We start from the raw sequence: 25,795 nt of genomic DNA, 5'->3' as shown, positions 1-25,795 counted from the left end.
ATTCTACGTGATCGGCGTTGCCTGTCAACCCCTGATCTTTCCCTCTCCACCGCCGGCAACCTGTCCCGTCGCCGGCAGCGGATGCGTACTCTACGGATTTCCCCGGGGCCGTGCAAGGCCTCAATGAAGAAAAATGTCACGGTGATGATGATCCCGTGAACAGGCGATGACGACCCGCGGGCTGACACGACGACGCCCGCGCGGGGCGGGCATCGTGGGCAAGACCTGTCGGCAGAGGTCAGGTAATGGTCACCCGGGCATAGCGTTTCTTGCCTGCCTGGATCACATAGCTACTGCCGGTGTCGAGCATATGATCGCGCGGAACTACCTCGCCATCCACCTTGACCCGGCCGTTGCCGAGCATGTCCTTGGCCTGGGCGCTGTTCTTGGTCAGCCCGGCGCGGTTCAGTACCGCGGCGATGGGGGCCTGGGCGCTGCCCTCGAAGTCGACCTCGACCTCAGGCAGGTCCTCGGGCAGTTCCCCCTCGGCCAGTTGGTTACCAGCACTGCGGTGGGCGTTGGCCGCCGCCTCTTCGCCGTGATAGCGGCCGATCAGCTCGCGGGCGAGGATCATCTTGATGTCACGGGGGTTGGCACCGGCCTCGGCATCGCGCTTGAGCGCCTCGATCTCCTCATTGGGCTTGAGCGAGAGCAGCTCGAAGTAGCGCCACATCAGGCTGTCGGGCATGGAGACCAGCTTGTTGAACATCGCCCCCGGCGCCTCGTCGACCCCGACATAGTTGCCCAATGATTTGGACATCTTCTGCACGCCGTCCAGCCCCTCGAGCAGCGGCATGGTGATCACCACCTGGGGCGCCTGACCGAAGTGCTTCTGGACCTCGCGACCCATCAGCAGGTTGAACTTCTGGTCGGTACCGCCGAGTTCCACGTCGGCCTCCAGCGCCACGGAGTCGTACCCCTGCACCAACGGATAGAGGAACTCGTGAATGGAGATCGGCTGACCCGCGCTGTAGCGCTTGTCGAAGTCGTCGCGCTCGAGCATGCGCGCCACCGTGCTCTGGCCGGCCAGCTCGATCATGTCGGCCGCACTCATGGCGGAGAACCACTCGGCATTGAAGCGCACCTCGGTCTTGTCGGGGTCGAGGATCTTGAACACCTGCTCCTTGTAGGTCTGGGCGTTGGCCTTGACCTCCTCCTCGGTGAGCGGCTTGCGCGTCACGTTCTTGCCGGTGGGATCCCCGATGCGGCCGGTGAAGTCGCCGATCAGGAAGATGACCTCATGGCCTAGGTCCTGGAACTGGCGCATCTTGGTCAGCAGCACGCTGTGCCCCAGATGCAGATCCGGCGCGGTGGGGTCGAAGCCGGCCTTGATGCGCAGCTTGCGCCCGGACGCCAGTTTCTTGACCAGCTCTTCCTCGAGCAGGATCTCGTGGGTGCCGCGCTTCAGCAGCGCCAGGGCGCCAGCAACATCGGTCATTGTCTCCTCTCCACTCTGCAGGCGGCCCGCGAGTCCACGGGCCCTCGGTCGTCGAATGGTGGGGGATGTTACCATGTCCGGCCATCCACGGTTGAGCCCACCCGGGAGTCCCCATGAGCCTCTTCATCGGCCTAATGTCAGGCACCAGCCTCGACGGTATCGATGCCGCCCTGGTCGAGATCCGGGAGGGCAACACGCCACGCCTGGTCGCCACCCATGAGGCGCCGATGCCCGATGCCCTGCGCGACCTGCTGTGGCGGCTCTGCCATGCCGAGAGGGTGACGTTCAGCGATCTGGCGACCGCCGAGGATACTTTTTGCCGCCTGCAGGCCACCGCCATCGAGGCAGTGCTTATCGCGAGCGGGGTGGAGAGAGAGGCCATCACGGCCATCGGCAGCCATGGCCAGACTATCGAGCACGCCCCCCGAGGCCATGACGCAGGCCCGGCCTATACGCTGCAGCTCGACAATCCCAGCCTGCTGGCCGAACTCACCGGCTGCACGGTGGTAGCCGACTTCCGGCGTCGCGATCTGGCTGCCGGCGGCCAGGCCGCGCCCCTGGCCCCGGCCTTCCATGAGACGCTATTCCGGGCGCCCGGCGAATGGCGCCTGGTGCTCAACCTGGGCGGCTTCGCCAACTTGACCCTGCTGCCGCCCGCGGAGGACGAGCGGGCGCCCCTGGGCTTTGACACCGGCCCGGCCAATGTCCTGCTGGATGCCTGGCATGCCCGACATCGCGTTGGGCGCTTCGATGCCGGCGGCGCCTGGGCGGCCTCGGGACGGGTCGACGAGGCGCTGCTGGAACGGCTGCTGAGCGAACCTTTCTTCCACCTGCCGGCGCCGCGCAGCACGGGCCGGGAGCTCTTCCACTTGGATTGGCTGCAGGGACACCTACAGGGAGGGGAAGCCCCGCAGGACGTGCAGGCCACGCTGGCCGAGCTGACCGCGGCCAGCGTGGCCCTGGGGGTAGGGATGGCTCGAGAGCGACTCGATGCCCCGCCGGCGGCGGTGCTGGTGCCATGCGGCGGCGGCGCCCGCAATTCAGACCTGCTGGCCCGCCTCGCCCGCCGACTGCCCGAGACGCCGCTGCTCGCCGGGGAAGATTGGGGCTGGCCCGCCGAATGGCTGGAGGCTGGGGCCTTCGCCTGGCTGGCGTGGCGGAGACTGGCGGGCCTGCCCGGCAATCTGCCCTCGGTGACCGGGGCCGCCGGCACCCGGGTGCTGGGCGGGGTCTACGCCGCCTAGAAGTCGTCCTCGCTACGTAGCGAGAGGTGGCTGGCCGCCTCTCTGGCCCCGGCCACGCTCTCGCTGCTCTCGTCGCTGTACTTGATCATCATGCGCAGATCGTTGGCCGAATCGGCATGCACCAGCGCCACCTCCTCAGTGATCTTGCCGACCTTGAACAGATCGAAGAGCGCCTGATCGAAGGTCTGCATGCCGAGATCCCGCGAGCGAGCCATGATGTCCTTGATCTCGGAGACCTCCCCCTTGCGTACCAGGTCACCGATCAGCGGAGACTTGAGCATGATCTCGATGGCCGGGCAGCGCCCACCATCCACCGTGGGCAGTAACTGCTGGGCGACGATGGCCTGCAGGTTGAGCGAGAGGTCGAGCCATACCTGGGCGTGTCGCTCGATGGGAAAGAAGTTAATGATCCGGTCCAGCGCCTGGTTGGCGTTGTTGGCGTGCAGGGTGGCCAGGCAGAGGTGGCCGGTCTCGGCGAAGGTCAGGGCGTGCTCCATGGTCTCCCGTGTGCGCACCTCGCCAATCAGGATCACGTCCGGGGCCTGACGCAGGGTGTTCTTCAGCGCCACTTCGAAGGATTCAGTGTCGATACCGACCTCACGCTGGTTGATAATCGCCTTGCGATGCGGGTGGATGTACTCAATGGGATCCTCGACGCTGATGATATGCCCCCCCACAGTCTCGTTGCGCTGCTGGATCATCGACGCAAGAGTGGTCGACTTGCCAGTGCCGGTTCCCCCGACCACGAATACCAGGCCGCGCTTGTTGTTGGCCAGCTCGCCGAGCGTAGGGGGGAGCGAAAGTTGCTCGAGGTGGGGGATCTCGAAGCCGATGCGTCGGATTACCATGGCCATCTGGTTACGCTGCTGGAAGGCACTGACGCGAAAACGCCCCTTGCCCTTCAAGCTTAGCGCGAAGTTGGCCTCATGCTCGACGCGGAAGCGTTCCATCAGTGCCTCAGGGATCGTGGCACCCACCAACTCGGTGACCTGTGCCGAGCTGAGCCGCTGGTCGCCCAGAGGGGTGAGCTGGCCGGCCATTTTCAGGGTCGCTGGGGCATTCACCGAGATCAACAGGTCCGACGCCTCCTGCTGCACCATGATATCCAGCAGCTGGGAGAGCCACTCACTTGCCGTCATGTCCCTGCTCCTTGTTGTCGCTATCGCTTCCTCAGCTTGCTAGCACGCCCTTGGCCTTCGCCTGGGCTTCGTCACGCGTCACCGTATTGTCCGACACTAACTTGGCAAGCGAGGCGTCCAGGGTCTGCATGCCCAGGTTGCCGCCGGTCTGGATCGCCGAGTAGATCTGCGCCACCTTGGCTTCACGAATCAGGTTACGCACCGCCGACGTGGCCACCAGGATCTCGTGGGCCGCCACTCGGCCACCGCCCTGGCGCTTGAGCAGCGCCTGAGAGATCACCGCCTGCAGTGACTCGGAGAGCATCGAGCGCACCATGGACTTCTCATCACCGGGAAAGACGTCGATGATCCGGTCGATGGTCTTGGCCGCAGAGTTGGTATGCAGGGTACCGAACACCAAGTGGCCGGTCTCGGCGGCGGTCAGTGCCAGGCGAATCGTCTCCAGGTCGCGCAGCTCACCGACCAGGATGATGTCCGGGTCCTCTCGCAGAGCGCTGCGCAATGCCGGCGCGAAGCCATGGGTATCGCGATGCACCTCGCGCTGATTGACCAGGCAGCGCTTGCTGCGGTGGATGAATTCCACCGGATCCTCGATGGTGAGGATGTGCTCAAAGCGATTGTCGTTGATGTAATCGATCATCGCTGCCAGCGTGGTGCTCTTGCCCGAACCGGTGGGACCGGTGACCAGCACCAGACCATGGGACAACAGGGCAAGCTGGCGAAAGACTTGGCCCATGCCCAGCTCTTCCAGGGTCAGCACCTCGGAGGGGATGGTACGAAACACCGCGCCGGCCCCTCGGGCCTGGTTGAAAGCATTGACACGGAAGCGCGAGACGCTGGGCACCTCGAAAGAAAAGTCGGTCTCGAAGAACTCTTCATAGTCGCGGCGCTGGCGGTCCCCCATGATGTCGTAGATCAGCTTGCGAACCTCGCGGTCTTCCATGGCCGGTACGTTGAGCCGACGGATATCGCCATCGACACGGATCATTGGCGGCAATCCCGCCGAGAGATGGAGGTCCGAGGCGTTCTGCTTTGCCGAGAATGCCAGCAGTTCGGTAATATCCATGCGTTTCCCCTGCTCCTGGGATAAGGTTCCCTTTAGTATGCCCAGTATGACAGACACTCAACCATGACGAACCTGGTACTTCCCGAGTCCCTGGCCGCAGCCCGCACCCGCCTCGCCGAGGCACTGAAGGCTGCCGGCCGGCCCGCCGATGCCACCCGACTGCTGGCTGTCAGCAAGACCAAGCCCGCTACCTTGATCCGCGAGGCCTGGCACCTGGGTCAACGCGAATTCGGCGAAAACTATGTCCAGGAAGCGCTGGACAAGCAGGCCGATTTGGCAGACCTGGAGCTGATCGTCTGGCATTTCATCGGTCCGCTGCAATCCAACAAGACCCGTGATGTGGCCGAGCACTTCGCCTGGGTGCATAGCGTAGACCGCGAGAAGATCGCCCGGCGTCTGAATGATCAACGCCCCGAAGCGCTTGGCCCACTGAACATCTGCCTGCAGGTCAACATCAGCGACGAGCCGAGCAAGTCGGGCGTCTCGCTCGAGGCGCTGCCCGCCCTGGCCGAGGCTGTTCAGGCGCTGCCTCGCCTGCGCCTGCGCGGGCTGATGGCGATCCCCGCGGCGGCCGAGGGGCTGGACGCCCAGCGCGCGCCCTTCGCCCGCCTCCGCGAGTCCCTCGAGGAACTCCGCACGCGCTTCCCCGAGGCGGCCCTGGACACCCTCTCGATGGGCATGACCGCCGACCTGGAGGCCGCCGTGCTCGAGGGCGCCACCCTGGTGCGCCTGGGCACCGCGATCTTCGGGGAGCGAAACGCACGCGAGTGACAACCACCCTTCGCCGGTGAACCACGCCGGCCACATTCGTCGACCGACACAGGACAGATTCCATGGCCAGCAGAGTCACCTTCATCGGCGCCGGAAACATGGCCGGCGCCATCATCGGCGGCATGATCGAGAGCGGCTTCTCGCCCGACGACATCACGGCCACCTCGCCCAGCGACGATATCCTCGCCCCGCTGCGCCAGCGGCTGGGCATCCAGACCGCGACCGATAACGCAGCGGCCGTCGCCGAATCCGACGTGGTGGTGCTGGCAGTCAAGCCGCAGATTATGCGCGAGGTCTGCGAGAAGATGCGCGATGCCGTCCAGGCACGCCGCCCGCTGATCGTCTCGGTGGCGGCGGGGCTGCCCGCCGCGACCCTGGAGCACTGGCTCGGCGGCGAGCTGCCGCTGGTGCGCTGCATGCCCAACACACCCGCGCTGGTCGGCGCCGGCGCCGCCGGGCTCTACGCCAATGCCAAGGTCGACGACGCCCAGCGCCGGCTCGCCACCGAGCTGATGGAGGCCGTGGGCTTGGTGGAGTGGGTCGATGACGAGGCCCTGCTCGAGGCGGTCACCGCCGTCTCGGGCAGCGCCCCGGCCTACTTTTTCCTGATGTTCGAGGCCATGGAGGAAGCCGGCGCATCGCTGGGCCTGCCCGCCGACACCGCTCGCCGGCTGGCCATGCAGACCGCCCTGGGTGCGGCCAAGATGGCACTTGCCAGCGACAAGCCACCCGCCGAGCTGAAGCGCAACGTGATGTCTCCCGGCGGCACCACAGAACGTGCCATCGAACATCTCGAACAGTCCGGCCTGCGCCGCCTCATGGCCGAAGCCATGACCGCCTGTGCCGACCGCGCTCGAGAGATGGCTGACGAGCTCGGCAAACGCTGACCCGACAGCCCGGCAAGCACGCGGGCTGACACGACGACGATTCAAGAACATGGAGGAGCCCCGATGGGCAGTCAACTGGGAAGCGCCGGCCTGCTGCTGGTAAACACCCTAATCAACATCTATATCTTTTTGCTGATGCTGCGCTTTTTGCTGCAGGCATCCCGAGCCGACTACTACAATCCCATCAGCCAGTCGGTAGTGAAGGTCACTCAACCGGCGGTACGCCCCTTCCAGAGCTTTCTGGGACCGGTGATGGGCCGCTTTGACCTGGCCACCCTGGCCACGGCCTTCGTGATCAAGGCGATCGCCATCATCGCGATCCTGCAGATCGCCGGCTTCGGCATGGCGCCGATCACCGGTGTGGTGCTTGGCTCGCTGGCCGCCATCGCCAATGCCATTCTCAAGATCTACTTCTTCGCCTTGATCGTGATGATCATCCTCAGCTGGGTCGCCCCCCAGGCCAGCCATCCGGGCGCTCTGCTGGTGATGCAGCTGGTGGAGCCGATCATGGCGCCGGTGCGCCGGGTGATTCCGCCGCTGGGCATGATCGATCTCTCGCCCATCGTGGTATTCATCGCCATCAGCCTGATCGATGGTATCGTGGTGGGCTCGCTGACCCGTGCCGCCGGCATCGCCGGTGCCCTGGTCGGCCTGTAAGGCCGGCCGATACCCACGACTGGACACGACACGACAGATGCCCGAGTTCCCCCCTGATTCGGTCGGCCTGGTGACGCCCGAAACGGCACACTTCGATGACCCCCTTCCCTTGGTTTGCGGCCGGACACTGCCCGCCTATGACCTGGTATACGAGACCTATGGCACCCTCAACGCCGAGCGCTCCAATGCCATTCTGGTATGCCATGCGCTCTCCGGCCACCATCATGCGGCCGGCTACCACACCCGTGACGAGCGCAAGCCGGGCTGGTGGGATGCGCATATCGGTCCCGGCAAGTCGATCGACACCGAACGCTTCTTCGTGGTCTCGCTGAACAACCTCGGCGGCTGCCACGGCAGCACCGGTCCCAGCAGCGAGAACCCGGCGACGGGACACCAGTGGGGGCCCGACTTCCCGATCATGACCGTAGAAGATTGGGTCCACAGCCAGGCGCGCCTGGCCGACCGGCTGGGCATCAAACGCTTCGCCGCGGTGATCGGCGGCAGCCTGGGGGGCATGCAGGTGCTGCAGTGGAGCCTCTCCTATCCCGAGCGTATCGCCAATGCGGTGGTCATCGCCGCGACGCCGAAGCTATCAGCACAGAATATTGCCTTCAACGAGGTAGCCCGCCAGGCGATACGCTCCGATCGCGACTTCCTTGAGGGCTGGTACGCCAACCATGCCACGGTGCCACGCCGCGGCCTCAAGCTCGCTCGCATGGTGGGTCACATCACCTACCTCTCCGAAGATGCCATGGGCAGCAAGTTCGGCCGCGACCTGCGCAGCGACGACCTGAACTTCGGCTACGACGTGGAGTTCCAGGTGGAGTCCTACCTGCGCTATCAGGGCGATACCTTCTCCAACGCCTTCGATGCCAACACCTATCTGCTGATGACCAAGGCACTGGACTACTTCGACCCGGCCGCGGCCCATGGCGGCGACCTGGCCCGGGCCCTGGCCCCCGCCGCCTGTCCCTTCCTGGTGGTCAGCTTCTCCACCGACTGGCGCTTCCCGCCCTCGCGCTCCAAGGAGCTGGTCAACGCCCTGATCCGCGCCAACAAAGCGGTCAGCTACGCCAACATCGACTCGCCGCATGGCCACGACGCCTTCCTGATGCCTGAGCCGCGCTACCAGGCGGTCTTCGCCGCCTTCATGAACCGCGTCGCCCACGACCAGGGCCTGGAGGACCGCCCATGATGCGCGCCGACCTCAAGCTGATTCACGATTGGGTCCCGCGGGGCGCGAGGATGCTCGACCTGGGCTGCGGCGAGGGCACGCTGTTGGCAGCGCTGGCCCGCGACAAGCAGGTCACCGGCTATGGCCTGGAGATCGATCCCGACGGTATTACCGCCTGCCTGGCCAAGGGCGTCAACGTCATCGAGCAGAACCTCGACGAAGGGCTGGCCAACTTCGAGGACGATGCCTGCGATCTAGTGGTCATGACCCAGGCGCTGCAAGCGCTGCGCCGCCCGGACCTGATGCTCGACGAAATGCTGCGCGTCGCCGAGGAGTGCATCATCACCTTTCCCAACTTCGCCTACTGGCGCCATCGCGCCTACCTGGGTTTCAAGGGCTATATGCCGGTGTCCCGCTCTCTGCCCCATGCCTGGTACGATACCCCCAACATTCACCTGTCAACCTTCAACGACTTTGAACGCCTGTGCCGCGACAAGGGTCTGAGCATTGTCGATCGGGCGGTGGGCATCGGTGATCATGAGGGACGCTGGACCTCGCGACTGTGGCCCAACCTGTTCGGCGAGATCGCCATCTTCCGGGTCGCCCGCCGCAGGGCATGACCCGGGAGGCGCGCGCAAGCTACCGGAGGGAGAACCGATGAGGATTCGAGACCACCTGGCAGCCCTGGCCATGAGCCTGGCGCTGCTGCTGACGCTGCCGGCCCAGGCCCAGCAGTTCGAACAGGTAGGGGACTACCAGATCCACTACAGCGCCGTGAACACCAGCTTCCTGCCGAAGGCGGTGGCGCGCGAGCACGGCATCCAACGCAGCCAGGTCATGGCCCTGCTCAACGTCAGCGTATTGAAGGAGCTCGAAGATGGCTCGACTCGCCCCGTCACCGCCTCGGTCGAGGGGCGCATCGCCGGGCTCGAGGGGGATGATCCCACGCCGCTGTCGTTTCGCAGTCTGCGCATCGATGACATACCCTCCCAAGTGGCAGTGTTTCGCATCCACGAGGACGAGCCGATGCGCTTCGACCTGCGCGTGCGCTATGACCGCAATGCCGAGCCTGCCGAGGTGAGTTTCATCCAGCGCTTCTATATCGACCGCTGACCGCCGGTGAAGCGTCGCGCAAGGTCCACCGGCAGCGCTGGCCCCAGGCGTATCGCCAGCGGCACCCCGGCCTCGCGCATCACCTCACAGCGCCGTGCCAGCACTTCCACGCCCCGGCCCGCCACCTCATGCAGGCTCGCGGCATAGGCCGGGTCTAGGTGGGCCGCGGGGGCCACATCCTCGATGCCCTCGTGGGCCACGCAGAACAGCAGCACGGCGCGCTGTCCACGGGCGGCCAATGCCGCCAGCGCCTCGAGGTGCTTGCGACCCCGCACGCTCACCGCGTCGGGGAAGTAGCCGTGCCCGTCGCTCTCCTTCAGCGTCACCTGCTTGACCTCGACGAAGGTGGTACCGCGTTCAGGGTCGTCGAGACGGAAATCGAGCCTCGCGCCCTCCACCGCGGCCTCGCGGCGGATCTGCTCATAGCCCGCCAGCTCCGCCACACGTCCCGCGCGCAACGCTTCCTCGACGATACGGTTGGCCCGCCCGGTATGCACCGAGGTCGTCGCCGTGGTGCCATCGGGCTGGGGCAGTTCAATCAGCTCCCAGGTCCAGGCCAGCTTGCGGGCGGGATTGTCGCTGAGCGCCAGCCAGACACGGCAGCCCGGCACGTCGACCGCCCGCATCGAGCCGGTGTTGGGGCAGTGGGCCACCACCTCACGACCGTCTGCGAGGCGCACGTCAGCCAGGAAGCGCTTATAGCGACGCTGCAGGATCCCCGGGACCAGGGCCGGATACTCCATCAGCGACGCGCCAGGAAGCGCTCGAGACGGCTTACGGCCTCTGCCAGCCGGGCCTCGCCGGTGGTAAAGGCGATACGCACATGATGCTCACCGCCGCGCAGGGCAAAGTCGGTGCCGGGGGTGATGGCGACATTCTCCTCCTCGAGCAACGCCTGGCAGAAGGCCTCACTGTCGTTGCTGTAGCGCGAAATATCGAGCCACAGGTAGAAGGCCCCCTGAGGCGGCAGTGACGGGGCTAACCCCAGCCGTGAGAGTCCCGCCAGCAGGGCATCGCGGCGGCGCCCAAGCTCGCTGCGCCGGGCCTCGAGGATGCCGTGACACTCCGGCGTGAAGGCAGCCAGGGCGGCATGCTGAGCCGGTGTGGAGGCCGCCAGGAAGACGTTCTGGGCCAGCCGGGTCAGCGGCTCCACCGCGGCCTCGGGCGCCAGCAGCCAGCCCAAGCGCCAGCCGGTCATGCCGAAGTACTTGGAGAAGCTGTTGGCCACGAAGGCGTCTGGGCTGATCGAGGCCACCGAGAGCGGCGCGAGATCGAAGCATAGGCCCTGGTAGATCTCGTCCACCAGCAGGTGGCCACCATGCGCCGCCACCGTCTCGGCGACTGCCGCGAGTTGCCCCGCATCGAGCATGTGGCCGGTGGGATTGGAGGGCGTGGCGAGCATCGCCAGGCGGGTGGCGTCGCACCAGTGAGCCTCGACGAGCCCCGCATCCAGCTGCCAGCTACTGGCCGAGCCGACCGCCACGGTATCTACCTCGGCACCGGCCAGGGCCATGAAGTGGCGATTGCACGGATAGTTGGGATCGGCCATCAGCACCCGGTCACCCGGGCCCACCAGCAGCTGGCTGACCAGCAGCAGCGCTCCGGAAGCGCCAGGCGTAATCAGGATGCGTCTGGGGTCGACGGCGGCACCGAAGTGCTCGGCGTAGTGGCCGGCGATCGCCTCGCGCAGCGCCGGCAGCCCCGCCGCCGGCGTGTAGCGGGTATGCCCAGCCGACAGCGCGGCACGGCCAGCCTCGAGCACCGGCTCGGGCGTCGGGAAATCGGGCTCGCCGACCTCCAGATGGATGATATCGTGCCCGGCAGCTTCCCGGGCCTGGGCCGTCTCCAGCAGGCTCATCACGCGGAAGGGGGCGATGCGCTCGACACGCGGATTCCAAGACATGCAACGGCTCCTCTGATACATCGCAGCACGGCGGGCATCTTTGCCGCAGCCTAAGGGCAAAATCGGCATCTTACGACTTTTGGCGCGCCGGCGCAGTTCCGCTACCGGAAGAGGTTGCACGGTTGCGCTATTTACGCTAAACAAGCACCCCTTTGGCGTGAGATACCATGCATCACGGCGGGTATTGATCAGTAGTCACTTAAGTAGCGAGGCAGTCCCATGCCAGTAGCTGAAAAGAAGATGGATGCTCCCAAGAAGTTCACCCCGTACGAGCCGGCGCCGGGTGAAGAGTACATGAACGACAAACAGCTGGAGCACTTCCGACAGATCCTGCTGGGCTGGAAACAGGAGCTCATGGAAGAAGTCGACCGCACCGTGCGCCACCTACAGGAGGAGGCGAACAACTACGCCGACCCCGCCGATCGCGCCACCCAGGAAGAGGGCTTCAACCTGGAGCTGCGCACCCGCGATCGCGAGCGCAAGCTGCTCAAGAAGATCAACGAGACACTCGAGAAGATCGACGAGGACGACTACGGCTTCTGCGAGGCCTGCGGCGTGGAGATCGGTATCCGCCGGCTCGAGGCCCGCCCCACCGCCACCCTGTGCGTAGACTGCAAGACCCTGGCCGAACTCAAGGAAAAGCAGCTGGGCGGCTGACGCGCCATGTCGATCGCCACACTCCCACTCCGCGACGGGCACCCCAGGGTGCCCGTTTGCATAGCGGCCCGGCCCCACGGGAGGCAGCGATGAGCGACTACCGTGGACGCTTCGCGCCGACCCCCTCGGGGCCGTTGCATTTCGGTTCGCTGGTGGCGGCCCTGGCCAGCTTCCTGGACGCCCGCCGAGCAGGCGGCGAGTGGCGGCTGCGTATCGAGGACATCGACCCGCCACGCTGCCCCGCCGGAGCCGCCGACACCATCCTGCGCCAGCTCGAGGCCTTCGGCCTGCACTGGGATGGCCCGGTCAGCTGGCAGCATGAGCGAAACGACGCCTATGCCGCCGCCCTGGAGCGGCTCAAGGGCCTGGGGCTCGCCTACCCCTGCAGCTGCTCGCGTCGGCAGTGGCGCGACTACCGTATTTATCCTGGCTGGTGCCGGGACGGGGTGTGCGAGCCCGGCAAACCGGTCGCCTGGCGACTGCGCAGCGACCTCGGCCTGCGTCCAGTCATCTGGCAGGACCGCCTGTTCGGCGAGCAACACTTCGACCCGGCCGCGCTTGGCGACGTGGTGCTGCGACGCAAGGACGGTCTCTGGGCCTACCAGCTCGCCGTGGTGGTCGACGATGCCGAGCAGGGCATCAGTGACGTGGTGCGCGGCGTCGACCTGCTCGACAACACCCCCTGGCAGCGCCAGCTGCAGCACGCACTGGGTGCCCCCGAGCCTCGCTACCTGCATCTGCCGCTGATCATCGGCGAGGATGGCCAGAAGCTCTCCAAGCAGAACCTGGCACCACCCCTGCCAGAGCAGGGCGATGCCGTGCGTGCGCTGCTGCATGCGGCGCTGATCGCGCTCGATCAGGCGCCGCCTTTCGCGCTTGCCATGGCCCCGGTGGCCGAGCAGCTGACATGGGCCATCGGCCACTGGGAGGTCTCCCGGCTCCACGCCGAGGCCCACCGCCAGACCGGCCACCTCGCGCCCTGATAGGAGCCTGCCATGTACGTCTATCGCATCATGCTGTTGCTGGTCTTCGGCGGCTACCTGCTCTCGCCGCTGCTGATGAGCGGCTGGGCCAGTCCCGAGGTGGCCTGGTACCGCCCCTTCGTCATCTGGGGGGTACTGATCGCCCTGACACTGTGGCTGGAGCAGAAAAGAAAGCGCGATGAACGCTAGCCTTGGCGGCCTGCTGGCGCTGGGTAGCGGCTACCTGTTGCTGCTGTTCCTCGCTGCCCTGGCGGTGGAACGACACTGGATCCCCATCCGCCTCGCGCGCCATCCGGCGGTCTATACCCTGGCGCTGGGGGTCTACGCCAGTGGCTGGGCAATCTACGGCAGCCTTGAGCTGGCCAAAGAGGCCGGCTATGGATACCTGGCCTACTACCTGGGGGTGGCAGGCACCTTCCTGCTCGCCCCGGTACTGCTGGTGCCGATCCAGCGCATGACCCGCACCTACCAGTTGACCTCGCTGGCCGATCTCTTCGCCTTGCGCTTCCGCTCGCGCTGGGTCGGCACCCTGATCACCTTGGTCAGCCTGCTGGCCGTGCTGCCGCTGTTGGCCCTCCAGGTACAGACCCTGGGCGACACCATCTACCTGATGACCGGCACCGCCTCGCCGGCGCTGCTGGCCCTGCTGTTCTGCGCGCTGATCGCACTGTTCGCCATCCTCTTCGGCGCCCGCCACACCCGACTCCACGCCCGCCACGACACCCTGCTCGCGGTGATCGCCGTGGAATCGCTGGTCAAGCTCACCGCCATGCTGGTCCTGGGCGCCTTCGCGCTGTTCGTGGTGTTCGACGGACCCGCGGACCTCCAGAGCTGGCTGGAGGGCCCGGGACAGGCAGCCCAGGCACACATCAAGCATCTCGACCCCGCCCAATGGCGTACCCTGCTGTTGCTGTTCTTCGCTGCAGCCTTGCTGATGCCGCACATGTTCCATATCACCTTCGCCGAAACCTTGTCACGGCGCACCCTGCTCCAGGCCGCCTGGTCACTGCCGCTGTTCCTGCTGCTGATGGCACTGCCGGTTCCGCTGATCCTGTGGGCCGCCCAGCGCCTGGGACTCGATGCCGGCGTGCTGGGCAGCGCCTACCTGGCCTACGGCCTCTCCGAGTCGCTGTGGCTGCAGGGGCTGGTGTTCATCGCCGGTCTGGCCGCGACCAGTGGCACCATGATCATCATTTCCCTGGCCCTGTCGGGCATGATCCTCAACCATGTCGTGCTGGTCGCCCACCCGCCGGTGGACCAGCCCGATCTGTATCGCTGGCTGCGCTGGCTGCGCCGCGCCCTGATCGTGGCGGTGATCCTCGGCGGCTGGCTGTTCTACCGCCTGGTGGGGGTGAACCACGACCTCACCACCCTGGGCCTGGCCGCCTTCATCGGCATGGCTCAGTGCCTGCCGGGCATGCTGGCGCTGCTCTACTGGCCGGGTGCCAACCGCAAGGGCATGGTCAGCGGGCTGACGGCGGGGGTGCTGGTATGGCTCGCCGGCACCTGGGTGCCCCTGCTCAGTGACGTCCCGGCGCTGGTGCTGCTGCCGCCGGGCCTCGAGGCACTGGCCGGCGAGCCGGTCTGGTATGTGGTGACCCTGGTCTCGCTGACGGCCAACATCCTGACCCTGATCCTGGTCTCGCTGCTCACGCCAACGTCCGCTGGCGAGCGGGCCGCCGCCGAGGCCTGCTCGGTGGATGCGGTGATCCGCCCCAAGCGCCTGCCGCTGGTGGTGGGCAACGGCGAGGAGTTCAAGCACCACCTGGCCCGTGCCCTGGGCGAAGAGGTCGCCGGTCGCGAGGTCGAGCGTGCCCTGGCCGACCTGGGTCTGTCGGCGCTGGATGATCGCCCCTACGCCCTGCGCCGACTGCGCGACCGCATCCAAGCCAACCTCTCGGGGGTGATGGGCCCTTCAGTAGCCCAAGACATCGTCGACCGCCACCTGCCCTATCGTCGCGGCGGGCTGGAACCCACTGACGACATCCACTTCATCGAGAGCCGCCTGGAGGCTTACCGCACCCGGCTGACCGGCCTGGCCCGGGAACTCGACGGCCTGCGTCGCTACCATCGCCGCATCCTCACCCGGCTCCCGGTGGGCCTGTGCGCCTTCGGCGTCGACGACGAGCTGCTGATATGGAACGACGCCCTTGCCAAGCTCTCCGGCATCGACGGCAGCCGCGTGGTCGGTGCGCACCGTGATGGCCTGCCACCGCCCTGGCGAGACCTGCTGGGACGCGTGCTGCTGGAACATCATGACCACCTCTACAAGCAGCCGGTGACGCTTTCCGGCACCACGCGCTACCTGAGCCTGCACAAGGCCGAGCTCGAGGCCGACGAGCAGATGCGTGGCGGCACCGTGGTGCTGGTGGAGGACCACAGCGAGATGAAGTGGCTGGAGGACGAGCTGGTGCATGCCGCGCGCCTGGCCTCCATCGGCCAGCTGGCGGCGGGCGTAGCCCACGAGATCGGCAACCCCGTCACCGGCATCTCCTCACTGGCCCAGAACCTGCGCTACGATACCGACGACCCGGAGGTGCGGGAGACCGCCAGCCAGATCCAGCAACTTACCGATCGCATCTCGCGCATCGTCGAGTCGCTGGTGGGCTTCGCCCATGGCGGTCGCCACGTGGCAGGCCGGTCCTTCGCTCCGGTATCGCTGGCCACGCTGACCGACGAGGCCCTGCACTTGATCCACCTGGCCCGCTCGAGCGAGGATGTTCACTACCATAACCGTTGCCCGGCGGGCCTCGAGGTAGAGGGCGATGCCCAGCGGCTGCTGCAGGTGATGGTCAACCTGCTCGGCAATGCCCGCGACGCCAGCACGCCGGACGGTGAGGTGATCATCGATGCCGCTGCCGAAGGTGAGTGGCTGCATGTTACCGTCACCGATCAGGGCCATGGCATCGACGCGCGGGTACGCGACCACCTGTTCGAGCCCTTCACCACCACCAAGCCCCCCGGCGAAGGCACGGGGCTCGGCCTGCCACTGGTCTACAACATCATCGCCGAGCACGGCGGCCAGATCGATATCGACTCCCCGCCCCCGGGGCAGGCCAAAGGCACCCGCATCCATCTGTGGCTGCCCCTCAACCCAGAGCATGGTGAACGCACCGATGAGCCGGATTCTGATCGTTGAAGACGAAGCCATCATCCGCAGCGCTTTGAAGCGGCTGCTGGAGCGCCATGACCATCGGGTCAGCGAGGCCGGCTCGGTCAGCGAGGCCGTGGCGCTCGACCCCCAGGGCTTCGACCTGGTGATCAGCGACCTGCGGCTGCCCGGCGAGCCCGGCACCGAATTGATCACTCGCGCCGCCCCGGTGCCCGTGCTGATCATGACCAGCTACGCCAGCATGCGCTCCGCGGTGGAGGCACTGAAGCTCGGCGCCGTAGACTATGTGGCCAAGCCCTTCGACCACGACGAGCTGCTCGAGACCGTGGCCCGGGTGCTGCACCGCCAGGCCTCACGGCAGAGCGAACCGCCCGACATCGCCGAACCCGGCGGGGCTCGCCAGCCGATGATCGGCAACTGCCCGGCCATGCAAGTAGTCTACACGCGCATCCGCAAGGCGGCGCCGACCGATGTCACCGTGTTGATCCAGGGGGAGTCGGGCACCGGCAAGGAGCTGGTCGCCCGCGCTCTCCACCAGCAAAGCCACCGCGTCCATGCGCCGCTGGTCTGCGTCAACTGTGCGGCCATCCCCGAGACGCTGATCGAGTCGGAACTGTTTGGTCACGAGAAGGGCGCCTTCACGGGGGCCAGTGCCGCGCGTACTGGCCTGGTCGAGGCCGCCGATGGCGGCACCCTGTTTCTCGACGAGATCGGCGAGCTGCCGCTTGATGCCCAGGCGCGCCTGCTGCGGGTACTGCAGGAGGGCGAGATCCGCAAGATCGGCTCCGTGGAGACCCGCCACGTCGACGTGCGCCTAATCGCCGCCACCCACCGCGACCTACAAAGCCTGTCGAAGACCGGCGAATTTCGCCTCGACCTCTACTATCGTCTCAACGTGATGCAGATTGACCTGCCGGCTCTGCGCGCGCGCGAGGAGGACATCCTCGAGATCGCCGACGTGCTGCTCGACAAGGCCTGCCAGCGCCATAATCGCAACGGGCTGCGACTCTCGCGGGCCGCCCAGCGCACCATCCGCGACTACCCCTGGCCCGGCAACGTGCGCGAGCTGGAAAATGCCCTCGAGCGCAGCGTAATCCTCGCCGAGGGCCACCTTATCCATCCTGATGATCTGGGGCTTGCAGCTGCCCCCCAACCGCCGAGCAGGCCCCCGTCTGCCGTGACGCTCCCAGACGCCCAAGGAGCTCAGCCGACCAGCGACGACGAAGACCTCTCCCTGGAGGACTACTTCCAGCACTTTGTGCTCGAGCATCAGGACCAGATGAGCGAGACCGAACTCGCCCAGAAGCTCGGCATCAGTCGCAAGTGCCTGTGGGAGCGTCGCCAGCGCCTGGGCATCCCGCGCAAGAAGGGCCCGCGACGCAGCACGGGCTGAGGCGGCGGGCCATGCGACCATGGTGCAAGCACCCGCGGCATCGTCCGCGGGCCTGCCTTCCCGCCACCCCGCCTGCACCCTTTGTTACCTTCCCACACAGCCAGTGCACCGCGACGGGGCCAATCGGGTAACACTCCACTCCCTCGCCAGGACGTGAACTGTTCTATTCCCTCACAACCACTTGTTTTTAAATGAATTACTCATCAATGGCACGCAGGCTGCTACACCTAGGGGAAGAAAAACAAATCCGGACGTCACCCACTGCCAACAACAACAACAGGGCAGCCAGGCGTGACAGGGCTCGACCCGCCAACAACAACAAGACACCCGGGCCCCTACGACTTCGGCGCTTGCCGACAACAAGAACAGCATCGGCACGGCGCGAGGCCTTCGGGCTCCAACAACAACAAGCTGCTCGAGGCACCGGAGCCATCAGGACGCGACGCACCCGGATACGGCCGACCCACAATGACAACAGGCCTTCGAGGTGCACTCCCGGCAACAAGATCAACAAGCCGGGAGGAGGCATGCTTCCATGCCGTCGTGGTTGGATTATTGTTTTGAATACGAGACGGTCGCCGTCAGGAGCAACCACAACCACAACAACACCGCTTGCCTGAACCCTCCTTGGTGACTGTGGTGCGTATTCAGGGCGATGCGCCATCACGAAGAAGAATCAGCAGCAGGGATGCTGCATCCTGCTTACCGGGGAGGCCTAAGGCCTCCCCTTTCTGCTTCCTGGCGCCCTGGGCAGCGTGCCGCGCTTTGCAAGGTGTTAGTGGTCGGCTACACTCAACGCTTTCCGCGTCCCGCGAGTCGATATCGCCGCATGTTCAAAGGTTTTACCCGCTTTCTGCAACGTCCGGGCGAGCGCATCAAGTCGCTGTTCGGCCCTCAGGATGCGCCGGCCGTCACGCCAGGGCCGCGCATTATTCCCCGCCAGGAACACCCTGTCTCGCGTCAGCACTTCAGCGACGCCGCCCTCAAGGTGCTCTACCGGCTTCACAATGCCGGCTTCCAGGCCTTTCTGGTGGGCGGGTGCATCCGCGATTCGCTGCTTGGCCACATGCCCAAGGACTTCGATGTGGCTACGGATGCCACGCCGGAGCAGCTCAAGGAGCTGTTTCGCAACTCGCGCATCATCGGCCGGCGCTTTCGCATCGTGCATGTCCGCTTCGGCCGCGAGGTGATCGAGGTCACCACCTTTCGCGGCACGCCGGGCGATGACCACGCCGCGCATATCTCCCAGCAGTCGGACGATGGCCTGCTGCTGCGTGACAATGTATGGGGCAACATCGAGGAAGACGCCCTGCGCCGGGACTTCACCGTCAACGCCCTCTACTACAACATTGCCGACTTCTCGATCCACGATTTCGCCGACGGTGTGCATGACATCGAAGCCCGCACCCTGCGGCTGATCGGCGACCCGGCGACCCGCTATCGCGAAGACCCGGTGAGGATGCTCAGGGCGGTGCGCTTCGCCGCCAAGCTCGACTTCCACCTCGACCCGGCCACCGAAGCACCCATCCACGACGCCGCGCCGCTGCTGCTGCAGATTCCTCCGGCACGGCTGTTCGACGAGGTGCTCAAGCTGTTCATGGCCGGCCAGGGGGTGGCCACTTTCCACCTGCTGCGCGACTACGGGCTGTTCGCGATGCTCTTCCCCGAGGCCGACGAGGCCATGGAGGCACTACCCTGGGCCGAACGCCTGGTCGAGCTGGCGCTGGAGAGCACTGACCGGCGCATCGCCGAGGACCGCCCAGTAACCCCGGCCTTCCTGTTCGCCGCCCTGCTCTGGGCCCCCGTCCAGCAGCGCCAGGCCATCCTCGAGGCTGACGGCATGCCACCCATCCCCGCGCTGCAGGCGGCGTCCCATCAGGTGATCTCGCGCCAGCTCCAACATGTCGCCATCCCCAAGCGCTTCAGCCTGCCGATGCGCGACATCTGGGACCTGCAGCAACGGCTACCATTGCGCCGCGGCAAGCGGGTCTTCCAGACCCGCGAGCATCCACGCTTTCGGGCCGCCTACGACTTCCTGCTGCTGCGCGAGAGCGCCGGCGAGATTTCCCCCGGTCTGGGCGATTGGTGGAGCGCTTTCCAGCAGGCCGACGAACACGAGCAGCGTCGCCTGCTGGGCAAGGTCGGCGCCGACCCCGCGGGCAGCGGCCAGCCGCGCAAGCGCCGCCGCCGCCGACGCCGCAAGCCCCAAGGCCCCGCGAGCGAGACATGAGCCCGTCCTGGCATCGCGCCTGGATTGGTCTGGGCAGCAACCTCGACGCCCCCCAGGAGCACGTCGAGCGCGCCCTGGAAGAGCTCGACCATCTACCGCTGACTCGTCGCATCGCCGCCTCACGCTGCTATGCCAGCGCGCCACTGGGGCCAGCCGACCAGCCCGACTACATCAATGCCGTGGCACAGCTGGCGACACGGCTCTCGCCGCTTGCCCTGCTCGACCAGCTGCAGGCCCTAGAACAGCGCCATGGACGCGTGCGCGGCCGCCACTGGGGGCCCCGGACCCTGGACTTGGACCTGCTACTCTTCGATGAGCGGCGAATTAGGCTGGCGCGACTGACACTGCCTCACCCGGAGATGCTCCAGCGCGCCTTCGTGCTCGTCCCGCTGGCCGAGTTGGCGCCGGACCTGCTGATCGAAGGCCGCCTTGCGGCGCAATGGGTCGCCGACCTCGATGCTAGCGAGCCGGGGTCGGTGTTACCGCGCTGCCAGGAAGCCCTCGCCCTGTTACCTATCGACACTCGAGCATGATTCAGGTAACAATTTCGGGTTACATCGAGGCCGCCCAGCCGGACGCCTCCCATGACCAGACAATGAGAGCACACCATGAAAACCGTCACCCTGAGCACGCTGCAAGCCGCCAAGCGCGCCGGTGAGCCGTTCAGCTGTCTAACCGCCTACGACGCCTCCTTCGCCCATGCGGCCGAGGAGGCGGGCATCGAGGTGCTGCTGGTGGGCGATTCCTTGGGCATGGTGCTGCAGGGCCACGCCAGCACCCTGCCGGTGACCCTCGACGATATCTGCTATCACACCCGTTGCGTGGCACGCGGCAAGCGCGCCAGCCTGCTGATGGTCGACCTGCCCTTCATGAGCAATTCGAGCAGCGAACGCCTGCTCCAGGATGCCGGCGCACTGATGCGCGCCGGGGCCGAACTGGTCAAGGTCGAGGGCGAGGCCTGGATGGCCCATGGTATTCGCGAGTTGACCCGGCGCGGTGTGCCGGTCTGCGCGCACCTAGGGCTGACCCCACAGTCGGTCTATCAGCTGGGCGGCTACAAGGTGCAGGGGCGTGAGGCCGAGCAAGCGAGCCGGATCCTCGAGGATGCTCGCACGCTGGTCGAGGCCGGCGCCTCGGTGATCCTGCTGGAGTGCGTGCCGGCAAGCCTGGGCCGGGCGGTGAGCGAGGCGCTGGAGGTGCCGGTGATCGGCATTGGCGCCGGTCCCGATACCGACGGGCAGATTCTAGTGATGCATGACGTGCTGGGGGTAACGCATGGCCGCACCCCGCGTTTCGTGAAGAACTTCATGGTTGAGGCCGACGATATCCCGGACGCCTTCCGCCGTTACCACAGCGACGTCAAGGCTCGCCGCTTCCCCGCCGAAGGACACTGTTTCTGAGTCGCATGACTTAAGTAGCATGAGGAGATGAGGAGGAGTTCGCCGCGATGCGTACCCTGCGAGAGATACCGGCCCTGCGCGCGACCTTGGACGACGCCCGTCGCCACGCTCAGCGCATCGCCCTGGTACCGACCATGGGCAACCTGCACGACGGCCACCTGGCCCTGGTGGCACAGGCGCGCCGCCAGAGCGACGTAGTGGTCGCGACCATTTTCGTCAATCCGCTGCAGTTCGGGGCCGGCGAGGACCTGGACGCCTACCCGCGCACCCTCGCCGAGGATCAGGCGAAACTCGAGGAGGCCGGCTGCGACCTGCTGTTCGCCCCCGAGACGACGACCCTCTACCCACGTGGCCTCGCAGCCCAGACTCGGGTCTGCGTGCCCGAGGTCAGCGAGGGGCTCTGCGGTGGCGACCGGCCCGGGCACTTCGATGGCGTCGCCACCGTCATCACCATGCTCTTCAACCTGGTGCAGCCCGATGTGGCCTGCTTCGGCGAGAAAGACTACCAGCAGCTGGCGGTGATCCGCCGTCTGGTGGCCGACCTGCACCTCCCCGTGGAGATCGTCGGCGTACCCATCGTGCGCGCCACGGATGGCTTGGCGCTCTCCTCGCGTAACGGCTATCTGGATGCCGACCAGCGAGCCATCGCCCCGGCGCTCTACCATACTCTGTGCCTGCTGCGCGATGCCCTGGAAGCTGGTGCCGACAGCACGGATACCCTAGCCGATGGCCTCACACAACTGGAGGAGGCCGGCTTCGCACCAGACTACCTGGAGCTTCGCGACATCGACCTGGGGCCGGCCACGGCAACCACCCGTGACGCCGTGCTACTCGCCGCGGCCCGCCTGGGCCCGACCCGGCTGATTGACAACCTGAGCCTGACCCTGCCGCGCTGAAGACGCGACAACGTCGAGAATATCCAGGCGTTACCCCCATAGGCCATCCCCGTACAACTCATCTGATCGATACAACTTACCTAATCGCCGCCGCCTGCCCGGCGGCGTCCCTCGACTCCAGCTTCTCTGGTGCATGCGGCCAATGGAAGCATTGCCGCCATGCACAAGCGTCCCCTATGCTAAAAGACACCGGTTCTGTTTGAGGCGTCTTACAGACAGACCGCAAGCCCGCAAGTCATTATTCAGGAGTATCTCCCATGCAAGACGTGGTGATTGTTGCCGCTCGCCGCACTGCCGTCGGCACCTTCGGTGGCTCCCTGGCCGGCATTCCCGCCAGCGACCTGGGTGCCCAAGTGATCAAGGACATCCTGTCGTCCACCGGCGTCGCAGGGGACCAGGTCGACGAGGTACTGCTCGGCCAAGTGCTCACCGCCGGGGTTGGTCAGAATCCCGCTCGCCAGGCGTCCATCACGGCCGGCCTGCCGGATGGGGTACCGGCCATGACCATCAACAAGGTGTGCGGGTCAGGCCTCAAGACCTTGCATCTGGCTACCCAGGCGATCCGCTGCGGCGATGCCGAGCTAATCCTCGCCGGCGGCCAGGAGAACATGTCGCTGGCGCCCCACGTGCTGCCCCACTCGCGCACCGGCCAGCGCATGGGCGACTGGAAGGCGATCGATTCCATGGTCCACGACGGCCTGTGGGATGCCTTCAACGACTACCACATGGGCATTACCGCCGAGAACCTGGCGGAGAAGTACGGCATCACCCGCGAACAGATGGACGAGTTCGCTGCCAGCTCTCAGCAGAAGGCTGCCGCTGCCATCAAGGAGGGCAAGTTCAAGGGGCAGATCGTCCCGGTAGAGATCCCCCAGCGCAAGGGTGACCCCATCATCTTCGATACCGACGAGGGGCCGCGTGATGTCACTGCCGAGAAGCTCGCCGGCATGCGACCGGCCTTCAAGAAGGACGGCACCGTCACCGCCGGCAACGCCTCCTCGATCAATGATGGTGCCGCCGTGGTAATGCTCTGCTCCGCCGAGAAGGCCAAGGCGCTGGGCCTGGAGCCGCTGGCCCACATCAAGGCCTACTCCAACGCCGCCGTCGATCCGGCGATCATGGGCATCGGCCCGGCACCGGCCACTCGCCGTTGCCTGGAGAAGGCCGGCTGGAGCCTGGACGACCTGGACCTGGTCGAGGCTAACGAAGCCTTCGCCGCCCAGGCCCTCTCCGTCAACAAGGAACTCGGCTGGGATGTCAGCAAGATCAACGTCAACGGCGGCGCCATCGCCCTCGGCCACCCCATCGGCGCCTCCGGCTGCCGCATCCTGGTGACCCTGGTCCACGAGATGATCGCCCGCGACGCCAAGAAGGGCCTGGCCACCCTGTGCATCGGCGGTGGACAGGGCGTGGCGCTGGCCATCGAGCGTTAAGCCACGCTGTAAGCCAGATAGCATGCCCCAGGATTCACCCTCGGGGCATGCTCTTTTGCAAATCGAAAACTGCCGCCAGGGCCATGCCCTGGCGGCAGTTTTTCTTACGGCTTAACGCATAAGGCTTAAAGCTGGGGTTCAGCGGCCTCAGCGGCCTCGAACGCGGCCTTCTCTTCCGGGGTGATCTCCTTGATGGTGAGCTTCACCCGGTTGCGGTTGTCGATGTCGAGCACCTTGACGATGGGCTCGTCACCCTCATTGAGGAAATCACGCACGTCGTTGACCCGCTCCGGCACGATCTGAGAGATATGCACCAGACCGTCAGTGCCCGGCATGATGTTGACGAAAGCACCGAAATCGGCGATGCGCACCACCTTGCCGCGGTAGAGCTTGCCGATCTCGGGCTCGGCGGTGATCGCCAGCACGGTGTCGATGGCCGCCTTGGCTGCCGACTTGTCCTCGGCATAGATGCGCACGGTGCCGTCATCGTCGAGGTCGATGGAAGCGCCGGTCTCCTCGCAGATCTTGCGGATGGTGGCGCCGCCCTTGCCGATGACGTCGCGAATCTTCTCAGGATCGATCTTGATGGTCGCCATGGAGGGGGCGTTTTCGGAGACCTCGGTACGGCTCTTGGCAATCACCACGTTCATCTGCTCGAGGATCTGCTGGCGAGCGTCATAGGCCTGCTGCAGGGCAACCTCCATGATCTCCTCGTTGATGCCCTCGATCTTGATATCCATCTGCAACGCAGTAACGCCGGAGGCCGAGCCGGCCACCTTGAAGTCCATGTCGCCGAGATGATCCTCATCACCCAGGATATCGGTGAGTACAGCAAATTGATCGCCATCCTTGACCAGCCCCATGGCGATGCCGGCTACCGGTGCCTTCATCGGTACCCCGGCGTCCATCAGCGCCAGCGACGCACCGCATACCGAGGCCATGGAGCTCGAGCCGTTGGATTCGGTGATCTCGGAGACCACGCGGATGGTGTAGGGGAACTCCGCCTCGTCGGGCAGCATCGCCTGCACGCCACGGCGTGCCAGACGGCCGTGGCCGATCTCGCGGCGCTTGGGGCCACCCATGAAACCGGCCTCGCCCACGCTGTAGGGGGGGAAGTTGTAGTGCAGCAGGAAGCGGTCCTTGCGCTCGCCCTCCAGCGACTCGATCAGTTGAGAATCGCGCAGGGTACCCAGCGTCGCCACCACGATCGCCTGGGTCTCGCCGCGGGTGAAGATCGCCGAACCATGGGTCTTGGGCAGGCTGCCCACCTCGATGGAGAGTGGGCGCACGGTGTTGTGGTCGCGGCCGTCGATGCGCGGCTCGCCCTTGACCACGCGCGAACGCACCACACGCTTCTCCAGGCCGGCGAAGGCCCCCTTGACCTCGTCGGCAGCGTACTGGCCCGCTTGCTCGCCGGCGAACCGCGCGACCGCCTGTTCCTTGAGGGCAGCCAAGGCGTCCTGGCGGGCCATCTTGTCAGTGATGCGATAGGCCTCGCCGACCTGCTGCTCGTAGGCATCGGCCATGGCGTCCTTGAGGGCGACATTCTCGACCGGGGCCTGCCACGCCCACTTCGGCTTGCCGGCCTCGGCGGTCAGCTCGTTGATGGCCTGAATGGCTACCTGCATCTCCTGGTGGGCATAGAGCACGGCGCCGAGCATCTCGTCCTCGAGCAGTTCCTTGGCCTCGGACTCGACCATCAGCACCGCCTTATCGGTGCCGGCAACCACCATGTTGAGCTCGGAGTCGGTCAATTCCTCGACGGTGGGGTTGAGGTAGTAACCGCTGTCCTCGGTGAAGCCCACGCGCGCGGCCCCGATCGGACCATTGAAGGGCACGCCAGAGATCGCCAGGGCGGCCGAGGTACCCAGCATGGCAGCGATGTCCGGGTCATGGTTGCGGTCGGTGGAAAGCACCGAGCAGACCACCTGCACCTCGTTCATGAAGCCCTTGGGGAACAGGGGGCGGATCGGGCGGTCGATCAGCCGCGAGGTCAGGGTTTCCTTCTCGGTGGGACGCCCCTCGCGCTTGAAGAAGCCGCCGGGAATCTTGCCGACCGCGTAGGTCTTCTCCTGATAGAACACCCCCAGCGGAAAGAAGGGCTGCGCAGGGTTGGCCTCTTTCTTGGCCACCACCGTACACAGCACCACGGTGTCGTCCATGGTGACCATCACGGCACCGGTGGCCTGGCGGGCAATGCGCCCGGTTTCCAGGGTGACGGTGCTGCGACCGTACTGAAACGTTTTCTTGACCGGGTTCACGGCGACTTCCTTTATATCGACTTTTCTGTATGGGGGGT

23 protein-coding genes are annotated in these 25,795 nt (G+C 66.0%); 17 read left to right on the top strand and 6 right to left on the bottom strand.

The annotated features are described in order from the left end of the window. Nucleotides 1–238: 238 nt before the first annotated feature. On the bottom strand, nucleotides 239–1,438 hold the full coding sequence (tyrS, locus tag DFO68_RS03130) for a tyrosine--tRNA ligase (protein WP_133481932.1): 1,200 nt from the start codon (nucleotides 1,436–1,438) through the stop codon (nucleotides 239–241). Nucleotides 1,439–1,551: 113 nt separating this feature from the next. On the opposite strand from tyrS, the gene DFO68_RS03125 reads away from it, so the two are divergent. Next, a complete protein-coding gene (locus tag DFO68_RS03125; RefSeq protein WP_133481930.1) occupies nucleotides 1,552–2,682 on the top strand; it encodes an anhydro-N-acetylmuramic acid kinase in 1,131 nt (376 codons plus the stop codon). Here DFO68_RS03125 and DFO68_RS03120 read toward each other — a convergent pair. Continuing rightward, nucleotides 2,679–3,821 (bottom strand): PilT/PilU family type 4a pilus ATPase, encoded by a 1,143-nt coding sequence (locus DFO68_RS03120; RefSeq protein ID WP_133481928.1) that lies wholly within the window; start codon nucleotides 3,819–3,821, stop codon nucleotides 2,679–2,681. The genes DFO68_RS03125 and DFO68_RS03120 overlap by 4 nt on opposite strands. Before the next feature lie 31 nt (nucleotides 3,822–3,852). Continuing rightward, complete coding sequence (locus tag DFO68_RS03115; RefSeq protein ID WP_133481926.1) at nucleotides 3,853–4,887, bottom strand: type IV pilus twitching motility protein PilT; 1,035 nt, start codon at nucleotides 4,885–4,887, stop codon at nucleotides 3,853–3,855. Nucleotides 4,888–4,950: 63 nt separating this feature from the next. Between DFO68_RS03115 and DFO68_RS03110 the strand changes: the two genes are divergently transcribed. The 6 genes from DFO68_RS03110 to DFO68_RS03085 all read left to right on the top strand — a co-directional run bounded on the left by DFO68_RS03110 (nucleotide 4,951) and on the right by DFO68_RS03085 (nucleotide 9,489). After that, complete coding sequence (locus DFO68_RS03110; RefSeq protein ID WP_133481924.1) at nucleotides 4,951–5,658, top strand: YggS family pyridoxal phosphate-dependent enzyme; 708 nt, start codon at nucleotides 4,951–4,953, stop codon at nucleotides 5,656–5,658. A gap of 62 nt (nucleotides 5,659–5,720) precedes the next feature. Beyond that, nucleotides 5,721–6,545 carry a pyrroline-5-carboxylate reductase gene (gene proC, locus DFO68_RS03105; protein ID WP_133481922.1) on the top strand — a complete coding sequence of 275 codons (825 nt, stop codon included), beginning with the start codon at nucleotides 5,721–5,723 and terminating at the stop codon, nucleotides 6,543–6,545. A 63-nt stretch (nucleotides 6,546–6,608) separates the two neighbouring features. Beyond that, nucleotides 6,609–7,202, top strand: coding sequence for a YggT family protein (locus tag DFO68_RS03100; protein WP_133481920.1), 594 nt, complete (start codon nucleotides 6,609–6,611; stop codon nucleotides 7,200–7,202). Nucleotides 7,203–7,239: 37 nt separating this feature from the next. After that, nucleotides 7,240–8,397: a homoserine O-succinyltransferase MetX gene (gene metX / locus DFO68_RS03095; protein WP_133481918.1), complete on the top strand. Its 1,158-nt coding sequence runs from the start codon at nucleotides 7,240–7,242 to the stop codon at nucleotides 8,395–8,397. Next, on the top strand, nucleotides 8,397–8,996 hold the full coding sequence (gene metW / locus DFO68_RS03090) for a methionine biosynthesis protein MetW (protein WP_133481969.1): 600 nt from the start codon (nucleotides 8,397–8,399) through the stop codon (nucleotides 8,994–8,996). Before metX ends, metW begins: the two co-directional genes overlap by 1 nt. A 37-nt stretch (nucleotides 8,997–9,033) precedes the next feature. Beyond that, nucleotides 9,034–9,489 carry a DUF4426 domain-containing protein gene (locus DFO68_RS03085; protein ID WP_133481916.1) on the top strand — a complete coding sequence of 152 codons (456 nt, stop codon included), beginning with the start codon at nucleotides 9,034–9,036 and terminating at the stop codon, nucleotides 9,487–9,489. On the opposite strand, the gene sfsA is transcribed toward DFO68_RS03085, so the two are convergent. Together sfsA and DFO68_RS03075 are read right to left on the bottom strand one after the other, a co-directional pair. Beyond that, nucleotides 9,474–10,232: a DNA/RNA nuclease SfsA gene (gene sfsA, locus DFO68_RS03080; RefSeq protein ID WP_133481914.1), complete on the bottom strand. Its 759-nt coding sequence runs from the start codon at nucleotides 10,230–10,232 to the stop codon at nucleotides 9,474–9,476. The genes DFO68_RS03085 and sfsA overlap by 16 nt on opposite strands. Beyond that, a complete protein-coding gene (locus DFO68_RS03075; protein WP_133481912.1) occupies nucleotides 10,232–11,392 on the bottom strand; it encodes an aminotransferase class I/II-fold pyridoxal phosphate-dependent enzyme in 1,161 nt (386 codons plus the stop codon). The genes sfsA and DFO68_RS03075 overlap by 1 nt, the downstream gene beginning before the upstream one ends. A 219-nt stretch (nucleotides 11,393–11,611) precedes the next feature. Here DFO68_RS03075 and dksA point away from each other — a divergent pair, with 219 nt between their 5' ends. From dksA to DFO68_RS03030, 10 genes are all read left to right on the top strand, one after another. Beyond that, a complete protein-coding gene (gene dksA, locus DFO68_RS03070; protein ID WP_106232261.1) occupies nucleotides 11,612–12,049 on the top strand; it encodes an RNA polymerase-binding protein DksA in 438 nt (145 codons plus the stop codon). Between the two features lie 89 nt (nucleotides 12,050–12,138). Further along, on the top strand, nucleotides 12,139–13,032 hold the full coding sequence (gluQRS, locus tag DFO68_RS03065; protein ID WP_133481910.1) for a tRNA glutamyl-Q(34) synthetase GluQRS: 894 nt from the start codon (nucleotides 12,139–12,141) through the stop codon (nucleotides 13,030–13,032). A 12-nt stretch (nucleotides 13,033–13,044) separates the two neighbouring features. Beyond that, nucleotides 13,045–13,221 carry a hypothetical protein gene (locus tag DFO68_RS15445; RefSeq protein ID WP_166637513.1) on the top strand — a complete coding sequence of 59 codons (177 nt, stop codon included), beginning with the start codon at nucleotides 13,045–13,047 and terminating at the stop codon, nucleotides 13,219–13,221. After that, nucleotides 13,211–16,171, top strand: coding sequence for an ATP-binding protein (locus DFO68_RS03060; RefSeq protein ID WP_133481908.1), 2,961 nt, complete (start codon nucleotides 13,211–13,213; stop codon nucleotides 16,169–16,171). The genes DFO68_RS15445 and DFO68_RS03060 overlap by 11 nt, the downstream gene beginning before the upstream one ends. Further along, complete coding sequence (locus tag DFO68_RS03055; RefSeq protein WP_133481906.1) at nucleotides 16,149–17,537, top strand: sigma-54-dependent transcriptional regulator; 1,389 nt, start codon at nucleotides 16,149–16,151, stop codon at nucleotides 17,535–17,537. The genes DFO68_RS03060 and DFO68_RS03055 overlap by 23 nt, the downstream gene beginning before the upstream one ends. An 829-nt stretch (nucleotides 17,538–18,366) precedes the next feature. Next, entirely contained in the window at nucleotides 18,367–19,767 is a 1,401-nt protein-coding gene (gene pcnB, locus DFO68_RS03050) for a polynucleotide adenylyltransferase PcnB (protein ID WP_133481904.1), read from the top strand. Continuing rightward, the gene (gene folK / locus DFO68_RS03045) at nucleotides 19,764–20,300 is read left to right on the top strand and encodes a 2-amino-4-hydroxy-6-hydroxymethyldihydropteridine diphosphokinase (protein ID WP_133481902.1); all 537 of its coding nucleotides are present in this window, start codon (nucleotides 19,764–19,766) and stop codon (nucleotides 20,298–20,300) included. The genes pcnB and folK overlap by 4 nt, the downstream gene beginning before the upstream one ends. 75 nt (nucleotides 20,301–20,375) lie before the next feature. Further along, nucleotides 20,376–21,167, top strand: coding sequence for a 3-methyl-2-oxobutanoate hydroxymethyltransferase (gene panB, locus DFO68_RS03040; protein ID WP_133481900.1), 792 nt, complete (start codon nucleotides 20,376–20,378; stop codon nucleotides 21,165–21,167). Nucleotides 21,168–21,214: 47 nt separating this feature from the next. Next, nucleotides 21,215–22,063 (top strand): pantoate--beta-alanine ligase, encoded by an 849-nt coding sequence (gene panC, locus DFO68_RS03035; protein WP_133481898.1) that lies wholly within the window; start codon nucleotides 21,215–21,217, stop codon nucleotides 22,061–22,063. 257 nt (nucleotides 22,064–22,320) lie between these two features. Further along, the gene (locus tag DFO68_RS03030) at nucleotides 22,321–23,496 is read left to right on the top strand and encodes an acetyl-CoA C-acetyltransferase (protein WP_133481896.1); all 1,176 of its coding nucleotides are present in this window, start codon (nucleotides 22,321–22,323) and stop codon (nucleotides 23,494–23,496) included. A gap of 125 nt (nucleotides 23,497–23,621) precedes the next feature. Here the strand turns inward: DFO68_RS03030 and pnp are convergent, their stop codons facing one another. Then, nucleotides 23,622–25,757 (bottom strand): polyribonucleotide nucleotidyltransferase, encoded by a 2,136-nt coding sequence (gene pnp, locus DFO68_RS03025; RefSeq protein WP_133481894.1) that lies wholly within the window; start codon nucleotides 25,755–25,757, stop codon nucleotides 23,622–23,624. Between the last annotated feature and the right edge of the window lie 38 nt (nucleotides 25,758–25,795).

The organism is Halomonas ventosae (assembly GCF_004361885.1).
Taxonomy (GTDB): domain Bacteria; phylum Pseudomonadota; class Gammaproteobacteria; order Pseudomonadales; family Halomonadaceae; genus Halomonas; species Halomonas ventosae_C.
Note: the sequence above shows the minus strand (reverse complement) of the source record. Positions and strands in the feature narration are given on the sequence as shown.